This is a genomic window from Paenibacillus jamilae, from assembly GCF_050482105.1.
GTDB classification, from domain to species: domain Bacteria; phylum Bacillota; class Bacilli; order Paenibacillales; family Paenibacillaceae; genus Paenibacillus; species Paenibacillus jamilae_B.
Window position 1 is genome coordinate 260,875 of the sequence record NZ_JBCNHI010000005.1, and the last position, 14,958, is coordinate 275,832.

The 14,958-nt window shown below is 46.8% G+C and carries 21 protein-coding genes; 19 read left to right on the forward strand and 2 right to left on the reverse strand.

Annotated features, from left to right (window positions below):
• Window positions 1-62 precede the first annotated feature (62 nt).
• The 15 genes from ABEW32_RS05105 to ABEW32_RS05175 all read left to right on the forward strand — a co-directional run bounded on the left by ABEW32_RS05105 (window position 63) and on the right by ABEW32_RS05175 (window position 10,245).
• The gene (locus ABEW32_RS05105; RefSeq protein WP_430185291.1) at window positions 63-2,111 is read left to right on the forward strand and encodes a phage tail tape measure protein; all 2,049 of its coding nucleotides are present in this window, start codon (window positions 63-65) and stop codon (window positions 2,109-2,111) included.
• An 11-nt stretch (window positions 2,112-2,122) separates the two neighbouring features.
• A complete protein-coding gene (locus ABEW32_RS05110; RefSeq protein WP_430185293.1) occupies window positions 2,123-2,797 on the forward strand; it encodes a LysM peptidoglycan-binding domain-containing protein in 675 nt (224 codons plus the stop codon).
• Window positions 2,797-3,933, forward strand: coding sequence for an XkdQ/YqbQ family protein (locus ABEW32_RS05115; RefSeq protein ID WP_430185295.1), 1,137 nt, complete (start codon window positions 2,797-2,799; stop codon window positions 3,931-3,933). The genes ABEW32_RS05110 and ABEW32_RS05115 overlap by 1 nt, the downstream gene beginning before the upstream one ends.
• A complete protein-coding gene (locus ABEW32_RS05120; RefSeq protein WP_430185297.1) occupies window positions 3,930-4,394 on the forward strand; it encodes a DUF2577 domain-containing protein in 465 nt (154 codons plus the stop codon). Before ABEW32_RS05115 ends, ABEW32_RS05120 begins: the two co-directional genes overlap by 4 nt.
• Window positions 4,384-4,809 carry a DUF2634 domain-containing protein gene (locus ABEW32_RS05125; protein WP_430185299.1) on the forward strand — a complete coding sequence of 142 codons (426 nt, stop codon included), beginning with the start codon at window positions 4,384-4,386 and terminating at the stop codon, window positions 4,807-4,809. The genes ABEW32_RS05120 and ABEW32_RS05125 overlap by 11 nt, the downstream gene beginning before the upstream one ends.
• Window positions 4,810-4,848: 39 nt before the next feature.
• A complete protein-coding gene (locus ABEW32_RS05130; RefSeq protein ID WP_430185301.1) occupies window positions 4,849-5,886 on the forward strand; it encodes a baseplate J/gp47 family protein in 1,038 nt (345 codons plus the stop codon).
• Window positions 5,883-6,455 (forward strand): putative phage tail protein, encoded by a 573-nt coding sequence (locus ABEW32_RS05135; RefSeq protein ID WP_430185303.1) that lies wholly within the window; start codon window positions 5,883-5,885, stop codon window positions 6,453-6,455. Before ABEW32_RS05130 ends, ABEW32_RS05135 begins: the two co-directional genes overlap by 4 nt.
• Before the next feature lie 3 nt (window positions 6,456-6,458).
• Window positions 6,459-7,655 (forward strand): phage tail protein, encoded by a 1,197-nt coding sequence (locus ABEW32_RS05140; RefSeq protein WP_430185305.1) that lies wholly within the window; start codon window positions 6,459-6,461, stop codon window positions 7,653-7,655.
• Window positions 7,656-7,673: 18 nt separating this feature from the next.
• Window positions 7,674-8,057: a hypothetical protein gene (locus ABEW32_RS05145; RefSeq protein ID WP_430185306.1), complete on the forward strand. Its 384-nt coding sequence runs from the start codon at window positions 7,674-7,676 to the stop codon at window positions 8,055-8,057.
• Window positions 8,058-8,069: 12 nt separating this feature from the next.
• Entirely contained in the window at window positions 8,070-8,201 is a 132-nt protein-coding gene (locus tag ABEW32_RS05150; protein ID WP_430185308.1) for a hypothetical protein, read from the forward strand.
• A gap of 3 nt (window positions 8,202-8,204) precedes the next feature.
• Complete coding sequence (locus tag ABEW32_RS05155; RefSeq protein ID WP_430185309.1) at window positions 8,205-8,513, forward strand: BhlA/UviB family holin-like peptide; 309 nt, start codon at window positions 8,205-8,207, stop codon at window positions 8,511-8,513.
• A 7-nt stretch (window positions 8,514-8,520) separates the two neighbouring features.
• Window positions 8,521-9,297 (forward strand): M15 family metallopeptidase, encoded by a 777-nt coding sequence (locus ABEW32_RS05160; RefSeq protein WP_430185311.1) that lies wholly within the window; start codon window positions 8,521-8,523, stop codon window positions 9,295-9,297.
• 1 nt (window position 9,298) lies between these two features.
• Window positions 9,299-9,493 (forward strand): hypothetical protein, encoded by a 195-nt coding sequence (locus ABEW32_RS05165; RefSeq protein WP_430185313.1) that lies wholly within the window; start codon window positions 9,299-9,301, stop codon window positions 9,491-9,493.
• 188 nt (window positions 9,494-9,681) lie between these two features.
• Complete coding sequence (locus tag ABEW32_RS05170; protein WP_430185361.1) at window positions 9,682-9,756, forward strand: putative holin-like toxin; 75 nt, start codon at window positions 9,682-9,684, stop codon at window positions 9,754-9,756.
• A 294-nt stretch (window positions 9,757-10,050) separates the two neighbouring features.
• Window positions 10,051-10,245, forward strand: a complete 195-nt coding sequence (locus ABEW32_RS05175; RefSeq protein WP_045245292.1) for a hypothetical protein — start codon at window positions 10,051-10,053, stop codon at window positions 10,243-10,245.
• A 55-nt stretch (window positions 10,246-10,300) separates the two neighbouring features.
• On the opposite strand, the gene ABEW32_RS05180 is transcribed toward ABEW32_RS05175, so the two are convergent.
• Window positions 10,301-10,747: a YhjD family protein gene (locus ABEW32_RS05180; RefSeq protein WP_430185315.1), complete on the reverse strand. Its 447-nt coding sequence runs from the start codon at window positions 10,745-10,747 to the stop codon at window positions 10,301-10,303.
• A 695-nt stretch (window positions 10,748-11,442) separates the two neighbouring features.
• Window positions 11,443-12,261: a MerR family transcriptional regulator gene (locus tag ABEW32_RS05185; RefSeq protein ID WP_430185317.1), complete on the reverse strand. Its 819-nt coding sequence runs from the start codon at window positions 12,259-12,261 to the stop codon at window positions 11,443-11,445.
• 83 nt (window positions 12,262-12,344) lie between these two features.
• Here ABEW32_RS05185 and ABEW32_RS05190 point away from each other — a divergent pair, with 83 nt between their 5' ends.
• From ABEW32_RS05190 to ABEW32_RS05205, 4 genes are all read left to right on the forward strand, one after another.
• The gene (locus tag ABEW32_RS05190; RefSeq protein ID WP_430185319.1) at window positions 12,345-12,782 is read left to right on the forward strand and encodes a GNAT family N-acetyltransferase; all 438 of its coding nucleotides are present in this window, start codon (window positions 12,345-12,347) and stop codon (window positions 12,780-12,782) included.
• Window positions 12,783-12,858: 76 nt separating this feature from the next.
• Complete coding sequence (locus tag ABEW32_RS05195; RefSeq protein WP_430185321.1) at window positions 12,859-13,299, forward strand: ribonuclease domain-containing protein; 441 nt, start codon at window positions 12,859-12,861, stop codon at window positions 13,297-13,299.
• Between the two features lie 13 nt (window positions 13,300-13,312).
• Window positions 13,313-13,585, forward strand: a complete 273-nt coding sequence (locus ABEW32_RS05200; protein WP_430185323.1) for a barstar family protein — start codon at window positions 13,313-13,315, stop codon at window positions 13,583-13,585.
• Window positions 13,586-14,065: 480 nt separating this feature from the next.
• Entirely contained in the window at window positions 14,066-14,701 is a 636-nt protein-coding gene (locus ABEW32_RS05205; protein WP_430185363.1) for an MBL fold metallo-hydrolase, read from the forward strand.
• Window positions 14,702-14,958 lie beyond the last annotated feature (257 nt).

Here is a 14,958-nt window from a genome sequence, read left to right on the forward strand (position 1 = left end):
AAAAGGAAGCGAAAGGTCGGCAGAACTAACGCAGAAGGGAGGTAATTTCGATTTCATTCGATTTGATCGGACACTTGCGCCTTATCGACGACATGTCCCGCCCTCTCCGTAGAGCTATGGGCGGAATGCTCAAGTTCGGAGCGGCTGCAACGGGACTTGGGGTAGCGGTAACCGGGGTATCCTTTGCGGCTGACTCCGTAAAGAAAGCGATGAGTTTCGAGTCACAGATGTCGACGATACAGGCGTTAACCGGAGCGACAGACGAGCAGACGAAGGCCATGCAACAACTCGCGCTCCAACAAGGCGCATTAACGAAATATAGTGCGCTCGAAGCCGCGCAAGGGATCGAGGAACTGTTGAAAGCGGGCATGTCCACCGCGCAAGTCCAAGCGGGCGGTCTTAACGCAGCGCTCAACCTCGCGACGGCGGGCGGACTCGGTCTAGCGGAATCTGCGGAAATTATGTCGACCGCGCTTAACTCGTTTAAAAAAGACGGCTTAACTGCGGCACAAGCTGCGGACATCTTGGCGGGCACGGCTAATGCGTCAGCTACGGATGTCCACGATTTACGCTACTCACTGGCCGCGGTTGGTTCCGTTGCGGACGGCGTTGGACAATCGTTTAAGGATACGAATACTGCGTTGGGATTGTTTGCGAATAACGGATTAAAAGGTTCAGACGCAGGTACGTCGCTGAAAACGATGCTATCGAATCTCGTACCGATGACGGACAAGGCTTACGGAATGTTCGAAGACTTCAACCTCTTGACCGTAAATACTACTGACGCACTCGCGTTTATGTCCAAGAAGGGAATAAAGTCGACCGGCACGTCCGTCCAGGCGGTTACGAAGGACATCGAGAAGTACGTTGCAGCGCAGGCGGGACTCAAGGTCGGAACGTCTAAGGCTGCGAAGGAAACGAAGAAATTCCTGACAGCGAGTAACTTGATCCATTCGTCATTTTACGATAACAAGGGCGAGATTAAAGACTTGGCGCAAGTAGCGGACCTGTTGAAGAACCGATTCGGCAAGCTTACGAATGAGCAGCGTCAATACTACTTGTATCAAATGTTCGGGTCCGATGCGATTCGCGGCGCAAATATTCTCTTCAAAGAGGGCGCAGCGGGCGTTAAGAAGTTTCAACAGGAGATGGCGAATGTCACCGCGTTACAAGTCGCAACCAAGAAGATGGATAACGCAGCGGGTGCCGTCGAGCAATTTCAGGGCGCAATTGAGACGTTGCAGGTTTCCGCATTGCTTCCGACGATGCCGATCCTGAAGAAACTTGCGCAAGCTGCCGCAGACTTCGTCGTTAAGTATACTCCGCGAATTACGGCGGCTATGCAGCGCGCAGTCGATACGTCGAAAACGTACTTAAAGACGCATTTCATTAACAACCCGGAGTTTAACAAACTTCCGGATATTAAGAGTAAAATAGCGTTCGTATTCGACGACGTGAAGAAGACATTATCCGATTGGTGGAGCGGTGGTGCTTCCGATAAGTTTGCGCAGTTCGGTAAGGAATCCGCAATGGCTATCGGTAAAAACTTCGCGAGTACGATCATTAATAATCCGGAATTTGCGTTTATTCTCGGTTTGTTTATTGCGGGGAAGGCGCCGAATCCGATCGGGCTCACAGTAGCTCTCGCTATTACAGCATCTCCGTGGGTTAAGAAGACGATCGACTTTCTGAGCGGTGGTCTAAAGGAAGTCAGCGGCTCCGCAAAAGGTGAGCGATTGTTGGAATATAACGCACATCTGAACAGCCTGCCCAAAGGAACGCCTGCGCTTTCAGGAAAGACCGAGATGGTTCCCACTAAAGAGTCAGGATTTACGAGCAGTGTCAAGCAGTGGTGGAATGAGACTACCGGAAATAGCGGTTGGAGCGGACACGCTGCTGGGCTCGATCGAGTACCTACGAACGGTTATCCTGCCCGTCTCCACAAAGACGAAGCAGTCTTAACGAAGCACGAGGCGTCCGAATGGCGCGACCAACAACGTGGTAAGAGCGGACATGGCGGTGTCGTAATTAATATGTACGGTACCACAATACGCGAGGATGCGGATATCGATAAACTAGCCCGTCAACTGGCGGTACAACTTGCGAGATAGGAGGCGATGATTTGCAGTTTTGGCTCAAGTACAATAACGGCGCGGAAGTCCTATGGCTTCCCGTTAATCCCGAGAGTATCAAAACAACGATGACCCACGGGTATGAGGACGTAGAAATATCGAATCTCGGCGAGTACACGATAATCGGCAATCAGCGCCTCCGAGAGTTCTCGTTTTCTTCGTTCTTTCCGCGTGATTACAATGCGGGCTATTGTTCGTATACGAATCTCAAGGAACCGCGTGAGTACGTAGCGATAATCGAACGTTGGATGCGTAGCGGTAAGCCTGCGCGGTTTATTATTACTGGGACATCCGTTAATTTCGCGGTTACAATCCGCTCATTCGAGTATGAGGAGCGCGGCGGCGAGCCGGGCGATATCTATTATACGTTGTCGCTGAAAGAACACGTTTTTATCGACATCGCAAAGAAATCGGACAATAAAAAGCTTACGGGCTCCGCGTCGAAAACAATGCCGAAGCTTACATCGGCGGCAAAGCGTCCGAACGCAACCGTTAAGGCAAAGTCCTACACGGTCAAGGCGGGAGACTCGCTCTGGAAGATCGCGCAACGGGCAGACGTACTCGGCAACGGTGACAGGTGGCGCGAGCTTTACGCTAAAAATAAGTCCGCGATTGGGCCGAATCCAAACGTACTTAAGCCGGGGCAAAAGCTGGTGATTCCGTAATGAGTACGCAAATTAAGCTGCTCTACGACAGCAAGTATTGGATCGAACCGCTCGTCAAGTCCGCAACATGGTCCGGAGACGTCGCGCAGCCTCATCGTACGTTGACTATCTCATACTCGAACACGTTGAACGCGGACGACAAACGGATCGCGTTTGAGCTCGGGAAGGAACTGCGCTTTTACGTAGATGATGTCGGACTATTTCGCGGCGTTATTTTTACGTACGACATCGACGACAAAGGCGACACGACGATTACAGCGTATGATGAAAACGTGTATCTCACGAAAAACGTAGATACGCAGAAGTTCGTAGGTAAAACCGCAGGCGCTATCGTTTCCTCGCTCTGTAAGTCGTTCGGAATCCCGGTTGGTACCGTCGCAAACACAGGCTACGTTATTCCAAAGCTCATCCTCCGTGATATGTCGCTGTGGGACATGATTACGACCGCACTGACGGAAACACGTAAGCAAAATAACCGTAAATTCATCGTTTACTCGCGTGAGGGTAAGCTTTTTTTGCGTGAGAAAAAGGACGAAATTGTCCGCTGGATGTTGGAGGATGGCGTTAACATTACGTCAGCGCGGCGTAGCCAGTCTATCGAGGAGATGCGGACAGCGGTTAAGGCGCAGGGCGGCACGGATGAGAAGCCGATAACGTCTACGGCTAAGGATGCCGCGTTGATTAAAAAATACGGAATGATGCAGCACGTAGAGTCTGCGGACAGTGACGCAACAGCTTCGCAGATACAGCAGCTCGCGAAGGCCAAGCTGAAGGAACTCGGCAAAGTCGGCGAAGACGTATCCGTAGATGCGTTAGGTATTGCGCAAGTTGTCGCGGGAACTGCTGTTTATGCCTTCGAGAGCATGACGGATATTGTTGGCGGTTATTACGTAAATGCGGATACTCATACGTTCCAGAACGGTACGCACATGATGTCACTTACGTTGAGCAAAACCGATGACCTGCCGAAATTGGAGTATGAAGAATCAGAGCCGAAGAAAGAAGCAGCGAAGAAGAAGAAAAAGAAAGCGAAGAAAAAATCCTCAAAGGCAAATAACAGCGGTAGCGGCAGCACAATGAAAGTTTTAGACGTAGTATCCGAAATGGAATCAATACGGGGAGGAGCGAAGAAATGATCGAACGAATAGACGGAGGCGGCGTATCACAATTCCGCGACGTCATTAAGCAACTCGGACACAACGTTGAAGTCGATATCGAATACGCAACAATCCTCGCTCCTCCGCCAGCTCTCCGTGTACAGGTCGATAATATGAAGATTGAACTCGACGGAGATGACGTAATTATTCCGGAGCATTTGCGTGAACATACGCGGAAGATATCCGTTAAAGCTACGACTCCGACTACGATTGAACTCAACCGATATACGCGCGTAACAAAGGAGACCGAATCTTCTGCGCCTGTTAATTCGAAGGCGTACAGCGACGTGTTCAACTTCGGAGGCTTCACGTCGGGCGAGTTCGAGATTACGTTTCACGACACGCTGAAGGCGGGCGATCGCGTGGCCGTTGCGTCGTTTGGCGCAGGTCAGCGTTATATCGTGTTGGATCGAATAGGAGGTGCGGCTGATGGCGCTTAGTCCATTGCCGGAGGTTGACGTCAATCTCGACGAAGATTTAGACGTAGTCACCGAATCAGACGTAGAACCGAGCCGGACGTATGCGCTAGATTTGGGTAGCGGGGTAGTCGGCGGAATTATCGACGGACGCGAGGCGATTCGCCAGTTTATTCTCAAAGCGATTCTAACCTCGCGTTTTCATTTTACGATCTACGACGAGGACTACGGGTGCGAACTCGAAGATTTGATCGGTCAGGACGTTCCGATGGAGCTGCTTGAAACGGAAATACCTCGGGTCATAACCGAAGCACTTATTTACGACGACCGGATTGACGACGTATATGGGTTCGAAATTACGCAAGAGGCGAGCGATTTGTTCGTCTCTTTTTACGTGGATACAGATAACGAGACGATACCGATGGAGGTGACGCTATAGATGTACGAGGATCAAACGAAGGCCGCGATACTACAACGAATGCTCGACGCATCTCCGGAGGATATCGACAAACGGCAAGGCTCTGTGACTAACGATTTACTCTCGCCAGCCGCTATCGAAATGACAGGACTTTACACGGAGCTGGACACGGTACTTACGTTGGGTTTTACCGATACAACAAGCGGTGATTACCTCGATCGGCGTGCGGCTGATTACGGACTTACGCGGAAACCTGCCGTTAGGTCGACCGGTACGCTGACGTTTACAGGACGGGACGGGACGGTAATACCTGCGGGGACCATTACGTCGACGGGCGCTACATCTCCGATCTATTTCGTAACAACTGCCGCAGCAACAATCGCAAACACTAGCGTCACAGTTGCGGCCGCAGCGGAGGAAGCTGGCGCACCCGGCAACGTAAGTATCGGCGCAATTAATACGATGGTGGGCGATCTAGTCGGGATCGTATCGGTTACTAACGCAGTTAACTTCGAGGGCGGTGTTGATAGAGAGTCGGACGATGCGTTCAGGGACCGTTATTACGAACGGGCGCGGCGGCCAGTTACATCCGGCAACGCGAATCACTATCGGCAATGGGCGCGCGAAGTTCCTGGCGTGACGGACGCACGTGTTTATCCGGTCTGGAAGGGGGCGGGCACGGTCAAGGTCGTGCTACTCGGTGACGACAAGACCGCGCCGGACGCCGCTGTAATCACCGCAGCTCAAACGTACATTGACCCAACACAAGACGGACGCGGCGAGGGTCAGGCTCCGCTCGGTGCGGTGGCTACGGTTGTGGGAGCGGAAGAGGTTCCGATTAATATTGTAGCTGACGTGGACTTGGCGCCGGGTGCTACGTTGGACGAAGTAAAAGCGCTTGTCGAGGCGGGAGCGCGTAAGTACCTCGAAACGTTGGCTTTCTCCGATCCAATCGTTCGTATCAATCAGATCGGCAACGTCATTATCGACATCCCACCTGTCAGGGACTACGCGTCACTTACTCTTAACGGTACGACTGGTAATATTATCGTGGCTGACGGTCAGGTGGCGGTGCTTGGGACGGTGACGATATCGTGACAAGAACAGCGGAACAAATGCGCCAGTTTATGCGTGATTCGCTTCCGGATTACTATAACGAATCCCGTATCGCCGGCAATGTAGTCGACCGCGAGGCCGAGGAACTAGCGCGAGTCGGTGCATCCGCTAACGACGTACTAGATCAGTTTTACATCGGTTCGGCTACGTGGGGGCTTACGCGGTGGGAGAAGATATTCGGAATCACCACGGACCCAACGAAGACATATGAGCAGCGGCGTGAGGTCTTGCGCGGTAAGCTCCGCGGCGTCGGACGGGTAAACGCGGAGCTCATTGAGAACGTAGCGGCTGCGTACGCAAACGGAGAGGTAGACGTAACGCCGAATATCGCTAGTTACACGCTTACGATTACCTTCGTGGGCGTTTTTGGCGTGCCCGCGCAAATTGACCTACTAAAAGAAACGCTACGCGAGATTATCCCGGCTCACCTCGCAATCGATTACGTGTTCCGGTTCTTTACGTATGCGGAATTGCTTGATACCGGAAAAACGTACGGTGAGATTGCAGCAACGGGTAAGACGTACGACGACATTTATAATCGGAGGTTTTAACGAATGGCAACTACGGAAAAACTCGACTTGCCGCTGATTGAGTCGAATATGACGGCGGACGTACCTCGTGACATGAACGCGCTGGCTGAAGCGGTAGACGCGAAGGTAGGCGTAGCGGGGGGGCTGGCGGTACTCGGTGCGGACGGAAAGGTACCTGCGGATCAACTAAACGTAAAGGACCCGGTTGACGCGAGTACGACGCAAAAGGGTGTTGTGCAGCTCACCAACTCCACAAACAGCACATCCGAAACTTTAGCTCCGACAGCTAAGGCGCTGAAAACGGTGTACGATGTGGCAGCTAGTAAAATGGCTCCGTATCCTGACTCTATCGAGTTGAGGCAAACGGCTAATACGGCAGGTCCTGCGTTTATAGATTTTCATTCCAGCGGTACTGGAAATGACTATGATAGCCGCATTATTGCCACAGGTGGCAACGCGAGTAGTGGAAGGGGATTTATTGAGTACCTTGCGGCTACAATCACGCTGTCTGGTCGAACGGTCCTAAACGGCGGTGGTACAGTTGTTGGTAATGCCGGGGTACTGAGCTATGTCGGAACAGATCATGTATACATGACATTCCACCCGAAAGGGGAGGCAGGAGGAAGAAAAGGTTATTTAGGATTTGACAATCCGAGCGGTACCGATTTTGTTATTAACAATGAATTTGGCGGAAACATAAGATTCGTTGATCAGTCTGGCAGTATCACGGTAGCTGAGCTAAAGCAATCTGTCGTTAATGGGAAGGGCGTTGTTGCTGGCGCAATTAACGGCAAGGGTGGAAGTGCGAATGCAAGCAACTCATTCGCGGAACTGGCGGCTGCTATAACGAATCTTCCCGTCAAAAGATGGGCGAGCGGTACATTCAATGGTCAGTCAGCGACAGCCCCCAACACAGCTTCGGGCGCAAGTATGAACGTAGGTGTCAATAACATGACCTTCTCGCCAACAAGAGTATTCATCCGTCTGAGAATGAAAGATGAATACGGCAACCTGTATATTGAGGGTTATGCAGCCGCAGGCATACCGTCAGATGTCGATACATCATTATACGGTAGGTTTCAAAATCGTATTAGTATATACAGCATCTCTCAATCGCCCGGTGGTTTTTCAGCAACAATAAATAGCACTGATGTACGCGATTATGCAGGAGGAAAGTCACTGGCGGTCATTGAGGCTTTCGGTTGGTTTGCTTATGAATAATCAGAAAGGAAGGTCATCATGAAAATAGGCTCAAAAGTTTACTGGAGGAAATCGAGTGGCGAGGTAATTTACATCACGCCGGAAATCGAAAGCGGCTTTGCTCGCGAAACAACAAAAGATGATGATATGGGGTTTTATCCGCAACTCAAGGGATATGACCCGGCGCAGGTTGAGGTATTGAAACTGACCTATCGCCAGTATTATGAAGACTTCCAGCGCGCAAAGTCCTATATCGTTAACCCGGACACTGGCGAGATGGAGTTTATCTATATTGACGGCAATGGTGGCGACACTCCTACGCCGCAAACTCCGCTCTCAGACCAGTTGACCGAACTCAAGACTCGCCAGGAAAGCACGGAGGCCGCACTACTAACGCTCATGGACGTAACCACTCACGCATAAAGGAGCGATATTATGTACGCATTTTTGCTTAATATGTGGATGATGCGGAAGGTAGACGAAGCCCGTCTCTCCTCGTATACGCCGAAATTTATAACGGAAGATGAGCGTAAATCCATTGTAGCATCTCCGCAAAAGGAGGCCTAACGCATGGAACAAACGTTAATAAGCGCAGCACTCAAGGACGGTATCTTTGCCGTCCTTTTTGTTGCGCTGTTTTTATATCAATTACGCGAATCCCGCCGCATTCAGGACGATGGTAAGGCGCGCGAATCCCGCATCCAAGACGAGGCCGCCGAGCGGGAACTCCGAATTAACTCGGAAGCACGTGAGCGGGAGGACCGCCTACTCAAACTCGCGGAGGGTATCACGCAGCAATTCGAAACGCTCGCGGGCCAGTACGAGACCTTACGTATTGACGTCAACGATATCAAGTCCGCAATTAAACGGGAGGGTTAACTTAAATATGGCGAACAAACTCACGTTAGAGCAAGTACGCGCAAAGTCCGCGAATCGAATCGCGGGCCTATCGGACGTCCAACGTAAAGCGGCCGGGTTGCTTATCGACTTTGCCTATGCGTGCGGAGTTCCGATAGTTATCACGCAAGGGCTCCGCACAATAGACGAGCAAAACGGACTTTACGCACAGGGCCGCACCAAGTCAGGTCAAATCGTAACGAATGCTCGCGGTGGTTATAGTTACCACAACTTCGGTGTTGCGATCGACTTTGCGTTGTTGTTGCCGGACGGGAAAAACGTATCGTGGGATATGCGGCGCGACGGCGACGGGGATGGCATTGCGGATTGGGACGAGGTCGTTGCGGAAGCAAAACGGATCGGTTGGAATTGGGGCGGAGATTGGCGCTCGTTTAAGGATTATCCGCATTTCGAAATGACGTTCGGACTATCAACCGCAGACTATCGCGCCGGCAAACGCCCGAGCCAGACGCAACTTAATACTGCGATGACGAAGATTGACACACTTAAATCGAATAAAACGGAGGATGACGACGGGATGACAACGGAGGAGAAAGCCGCTTTTAGAGCGTTGCAGGATCGTGTAGTTGCGCTGGAATCTACGAATAAGCTCGCGAAGGTGCCGACATGGGCGGAGCAGGCGTGTATTAACGCGAAGGCGGCGGGGGTCTTAGATACCGCGAATGACGGCTCGTACGATTTTTACCGGATGATTACCGTTCTCGACCGAGCTGGCGTGTTTAAAACGAAGGGAGGTGCGGCGTAACATGAAACAACGTTTAACTAATCCGTTATTCATCGCAGCAGTCGTCGGTCTTGCGTACCAAATCCTCGAAAAATACGGAGTGGCGCCCGACTTTGGAACGTGGCAGATCGGAGTAGACATCGTTTCGTATGCGTTAATCGGGACTGGCGTGTACTCTACGTTTAAAGCGGAACAGAAGGCAGAAGATACGAAGTAACGGACTTTAACGGACTCATTTGCGCGAGAGATTGCGTGGGTGGGTCCGTTTTTCTTTTGTGTAATAGCATCTCTATTTCATCGAGGTAGTGGGTATCTGGCCTATGAATGTATAAAGATTTGTTGTACAATTAGAAAGCAAGGCATAGCAAAAAGCGGTCCTCTCCTTTAGGGAGGGGGTGACCGCCTATGACCGTGTATGAATCTTTGTCACTCATGATAATGTTCGCTGCACTTGTCATTGTTATAAACCGCAAAAAATAGCCGCTATCTTTGCCGGGATGTGGGCTATTTTTCGTGAAATACAATTAAATTAGATTAGGGCCGCGCTATGTCTTGCAATATCAGCGGTCTTTTCTTTTTGTAATGCGTTACATTCTTTATTTTATTATACACTAAGCATTGACTATAAACAATAGTATCAATGTTTTGACTATATAATATGGAGAAATTTATGTAACAGGGAGTTTGTTGTTATTTTTTCGTGTAACTGTAGTGACAGTGGCCTAGTCCGATGGTATTATTTAGGTAAACGTGAGATGGCGGGGGAGATTTGGTGTGAAAGATCAAGAATCCGCAGTAGCGGCCAAGGCGACCGAAGAGGAAGACGATGACCCTAGTTTTTGGGACATGTTTCCGTTTGATAAGCTATACGCAAGACTAATTTCCGGTTTCATAATCGGAGGAATCATCCTGTGGTTTTTGTACGGATTATTACGTTACGGCCTCGTATTTAACATAACGATAAACTAAGCGCTTGTCTCTTCGGAGGCAGGCGCTTTTTCTTCGTTATACACTCTATGTACGTTCAAGGCCGCGGCGTAGTCCGGGCAGCATCTATTTTACGCGTATTCAGTCCGAGATATTTACGCATCAATAACCCGGCTTCCGCCGCCACGAACGAGTTGAGCATCATAAAGCGGCCGTGATAGCCTCGGCATTGATATAGCGCGACGACTTGAACGGAATCCCGCGTTTCTTCGTATACCTTAACGCCGCGTTTGCGCATAGTGGCTCGTATGTCCTTTAGTTCCGCGCTTACTGCGTTCATCGCGCGCTCGACGACCTCTACGTAGGGGCCGGGCGTGCGTAATCCGGCTGACTCTGAGAGTATTCGTTTATCGCGTTCAAATGCGGTAAGTACCATCGGTAATAATAAGTATGTACGAACGAGTGCGTGGTCCTCTGCGGTTATCTGCGTAGTCATGTTGCGAGCCTCCGAGTTAAGAACGTGTGTTCTTATTATATCCCGCACATAGCGCTTGTATACCGGAAATATTTACCGTATAATATAACGGTAGCAACCGCACAGGAGCGGGAGCCTACGAAATCACATCACGCATAAATGAACGGTGAGGTCCTCGGGTACTTGTCGTCAATTTAACGTATATAATCGGTCTAAAACGTTGATATAGCGCGGTTTTAACACGCTTACTATTCGTAAGGGACTTAAAATCCTGCGGTAGGTGACTACCGTACCGGTTCGATCCCGGTCCTCGGCATATTAGATTATTGCAGAAAAACCTTGATATTCAAGGTTTTTTTGCTTTTTCAGGGATCGATATCGTAACACCCATAGCGCAGGGAGCGGTGCCTTCTTGGCTTTTGGGGACGGATTGGGGACGAACTTTTGAATTTACGCATGGCTTTGACATGTACGCATAGTTCCTCTATATGCTATATTGCATATCCACGTAGCCCTCATTTTTTATGTCGACTATGCCTGCCTACCCATTTTCAGTGTGCGAAATGTTTTCGTTGATACGCAACCGATTATGTATAAAGTCACAATCATCTTCGTCCAAAGCAATCAATTTCACATGTCTAAACGCCCTGGCTATAGTCCCCTGAAAGTAAAGTCTCCAGACGGAGTCGCTCTTGATTAACGCATCAGTAACCTCGGTTGCTTCTTCCTTAAAATAGTTTTTTCGTTCTTTTCGCAGCCTACTTTTATTCTAATATGACTTCCATCATAATTTTGGTGATATAATCCTTTTCCTGGTATTTTACCACGGCATCATAGATATATTCTTCATAAACATAATCTCCTAAAGATAAGTTTAGTCGTTCCATTTCCGAAAAAAGTCGATTATAGGTTTCATGGATGCTCTTTTCTTCACCAATATGGTAGCCCGTTAGAAAATATCCTTTCCTTGTTTTCAAATGAGGATAGTCCTCCCGGGGATTAGGTTGCTCCATGTATAGATAACTGTAGTTCGTATATTCTCCCTTTAATACTTGCTCTTTTTTTGTAATCCCCCCAATAGGATATCCTGTATCGAGAAATGATACATATAATTCGTCAACAAATTCTGAAACCAATCTTACAAAATCTTCTTCCAAAATATTTTTTATATTTTTACTAAGATAAAGTGTTGCTTCTGTATGTTGTTCAAGAGAAATCTGATGAAAATCTAACCGTGATGCCTCTTCCATGAGTTCTATTTTTGCGTCGATGATCCTTTCCGTCATTTCAATTTCTTTTCTTTTTTTAACAATGTTCTCTTTCTGTTGGTGCATTAAAGATAAGAAGCTGGCAGGTGATTTGTGTTTCATATACTGTTGGATTTCTTTGAGTGACATCCCAAGATCTTTTAACAATTCAATAACGTTAAACCATTCTAATTGACGAATAGAATAAAAACGATATCCTTTATCATTTTTATAAATAGGAGAAAAAAGACCAATTTGATCGTAATAGAGTAATGTTTGCTTGTTAACTTTACATAGATCGGAAAATTCCCTCGGGGTAAAGTGCTTTTCATTCATTTTTGAGTGCCTCCTTGACTATATAGTTACTATATACCATATGATTATTTTGTAAATAAACTAAATAGAAAGGTTTTGTTATTATGTTTAGCGAAATTCGGGTTGTATCGAGCTCGAATGAAAAAGAAGTACTTTCCTTAAGCATAGCTAAGGACCAGCGGAAGTTTGTAGAATCCATTTCACAATGTTTACAAGAGGCTAGGGAGGATACTCGTTTTGTAGCAGTAGGCCTATATAAAAATGGTATACCAGTGGGTTTTGCGATGTACGGTAAATTTGAATGTGAAGTCTGGTTCGATCGGTTTCTAATCGATGAGCGATTTCAGGGAAAGGGCTTAGGCAAATATTTTATGGAAAAGCTTATTTCATTTTTAGAAAATGAGTACCCTGGCCACCATATTTATTTAAGTGTTTATGAAAATAATACACATGCAATTCAATTATATAAACAATTTGGATTTACTTTCACAGGTGAGTTTTATAAACCAAAAGAAAAAATAATGAATAAAAGAATTGAATGAAGATTGGTAAGTTATGAACAAAGAACGAAGACGTTTACAATGATAGGGTGCAACTGTCAAAAGGAGATTAAATGTAATGTATGTTAAAAAATATTTAAGTGTCTTGCTTTTTATTTTAGTGACTATTCTGTTTACAGGTTGTTCGCTCCAAACGGTTTCATTAAAGGACTCAACACACAGCAATTCTGTTCTAACGCAATTTGATGAAGTCGCTAAATATATTTCAGAGCATAATGATCTTCCAGGGAATTATATAACCAAGATAGAGGCCAGGAAATTAGGCTGGGAGCCTAGTGAAGGAAATCTGGAAAAAGTAGCCCCAGGTAAAAGCATAGGCGGTGATGTATTCCGTAATCGAGAGGGGTTGTTACCCAAGAAAAAAGGGAGGATTTGGTACGAGGCGGACATTAATTACTCAGGCGGAGTTAGGGGAAGCGACCGGATTCTCTACTCCAATGATGGCTTAATCTATAAAACAACGGATCATTACCGTACGTTTGAACAACTAAAAGAATGAAGGGGATTTTATAGTGATTGTAATTATAAATGGAATTAACATTCACGGAAAAGAAGAATTACATGATATACTTCAAGCCCAGCTTGGATTAGACCAAACTTATGGTCGAAATTTGGATGCATTATGGGACTGCTTAACAGGCTCCATTCCGATGCCACTGACAATTCAATGGCTTGATTTTCACACAAGCAGGAAATTTCTTGGAGAATACGCCGATCGTTTGTTGAATTTAATGCGTGAAGCCGAAGAAGAGTTGGAGAATTTTACTTTTGACTTGAAAGAATAATTATCTATTTGTGTTAAAAAGTATCAATCATCTCGATGCCTTTGCTCTGTTTCTAGTGATTGACATTAGAAGCAGGTAAAAGAGAAGAGAGGGAAGCACCATACTTCTTTTATGTATAAGAAGTACGGTGTTTTTTTATTGGAAATTTTGAAGATAACATTCAGACGACTTGAAAAAGTAAAATCTTGTAACAGAGAGTCTAGGCCTTTCTATTGCATAAGTTGCTATAATCATTGGTACAGCAACTTTCGACAGAAAAATATCGAAGGTAAGAAGTATTTCCCAAAGTATAGAAATGCTTGTGTTTCAGGAACTCTTAGCAAAGACTGTAGCATAGCAAACGCGTAGTAATGTAGATCAATTCAGCCGCATTTGAACAGAGAATTTTACACACAAATTGGGATTTGGCTAGGGGAAGGTGGGTTCAGTGAAGCTGATATGAGTCTGACATACCATATGGAACAGTTAAGAGTCCATTTTATGAATTTCATTAACTATGTATATATCGTGATGGATAAGAGAACAGGAGACATTGCTATTGTCGATCCGTCATGGGATTTATTGAGAATAGAGTCATATCTTCGACAGTTGAATGGTAATCTCAAAGCCATACTATTGACCCATTCACATCTAGATCATGTTAATTTGGTAAATCCACTCTTGGAAAAGTATAGACCGCACGTATTCATGTCAATACAGGAAATTGATTTCTACCATTTTAGATGTAAAAACTTACATCCCATTAAAGATGGGGAATGTATACAGCTTGGAGACACAGAAATTACAAGTCTTCTTACCCCTGGACATACAGTGGGAAGTGTATGCTATCTTTTATCAAATCACTTATTTACTGGAGATACCGTTTTTATTGAAGGATGCGGCTTTTGTGACCCGAATGGAGGAGATCCGAAAGACTTATATCATAGTATTCAAAAAATAAAGCGAGAGGTTGATAGCTCCGTTCAAATATACCCTGCTCATTCATATGGGAAAGCACCTGGTTTCCCACTCAGTCATCTTATGGATGAAAATATTTATTTTCAATTTACGAGTATAAAACCGTTTGTTAATTTCAGAATGCGCCCCAACCAAAAAGGTTTATTTAATTTCAAATGAGTAGTATAAAGAGAGCAGTTCTAGGGGAATAGGACCTCACACTAAAGATAGACCGGGTTGTTGCCAAAACGGCAATTGACACTGTTTGAGCAGAGGATTATAATGGAAATATACTATTCCAATTATATGATTATATGAAAAATAAAGGAACTTTTTTTGTGGTTAATCGCTGGCGGGTCACGTTAGCCACTAATGAGGGATATATCGTGAGAGATTGTAGCTTATCAAGCGCGATAAGTGAAAGGGCGAAGCTATGC

What these genes read in the sequence shown, in the direction of transcription:
- ABEW32_RS05115 (WP_430185295.1), top strand. Translation starts at nt 2,797, where the DNA reads ATGAGTACGCAAATTAAGCTGCTCTACGACAGCAAGTATTGGATCGAA.
- ABEW32_RS05120 (WP_430185297.1), top strand. Translation starts at nt 3,930, where the DNA reads ATGATCGAACGAATAGACGGAGGCGGCGTATCACAATTCCGCGACGTC.
- ABEW32_RS05125 (WP_430185299.1), top strand. Translation starts at nt 4,384, where the DNA reads ATGGCGCTTAGTCCATTGCCGGAGGTTGACGTCAATCTCGACGAAGAT.
- ABEW32_RS05130 (WP_430185301.1), top strand. Translation starts at nt 4,849, where the DNA reads ATGCTCGACGCATCTCCGGAGGATATCGACAAACGGCAAGGCTCTGTG.
- ABEW32_RS05140 (WP_430185305.1), top strand. Translation starts at nt 6,459, where the DNA reads ATGGCAACTACGGAAAAACTCGACTTGCCGCTGATTGAGTCGAATATG.
- ABEW32_RS05145 (WP_430185306.1), top strand. Translation starts at nt 7,674, where the DNA reads ATGAAAATAGGCTCAAAAGTTTACTGGAGGAAATCGAGTGGCGAGGTA.
- ABEW32_RS05150 (WP_430185308.1), top strand. Translation starts at nt 8,070, where the DNA reads ATGTACGCATTTTTGCTTAATATGTGGATGATGCGGAAGGTAGACGAA.
- ABEW32_RS05155 (WP_430185309.1), top strand. Translation starts at nt 8,205, where the DNA reads ATGGAACAAACGTTAATAAGCGCAGCACTCAAGGACGGTATCTTTGCC.
- ABEW32_RS05160 (WP_430185311.1), top strand. Translation starts at nt 8,521, where the DNA reads ATGGCGAACAAACTCACGTTAGAGCAAGTACGCGCAAAGTCCGCGAAT.
- ABEW32_RS05165 (WP_430185313.1), top strand. Translation starts at nt 9,299, where the DNA reads ATGAAACAACGTTTAACTAATCCGTTATTCATCGCAGCAGTCGTCGGT.
- ABEW32_RS05185 (WP_430185317.1), bottom strand. Translation starts at nt 12,261, where the DNA reads ATGAATGAAAAGCACTTTACCCCGAGGGAATTTTCCGATCTATGTAAA.
- ABEW32_RS05190 (WP_430185319.1), top strand. Translation starts at nt 12,345, where the DNA reads ATGTTTAGCGAAATTCGGGTTGTATCGAGCTCGAATGAAAAAGAAGTA.
- ABEW32_RS05195 (WP_430185321.1), top strand. Translation starts at nt 12,859, where the DNA reads ATGTATGTTAAAAAATATTTAAGTGTCTTGCTTTTTATTTTAGTGACT.
- ABEW32_RS05205 (WP_430185363.1), top strand. Translation starts at nt 14,066, where the DNA reads ATGAATTTCATTAACTATGTATATATCGTGATGGATAAGAGAACAGGA.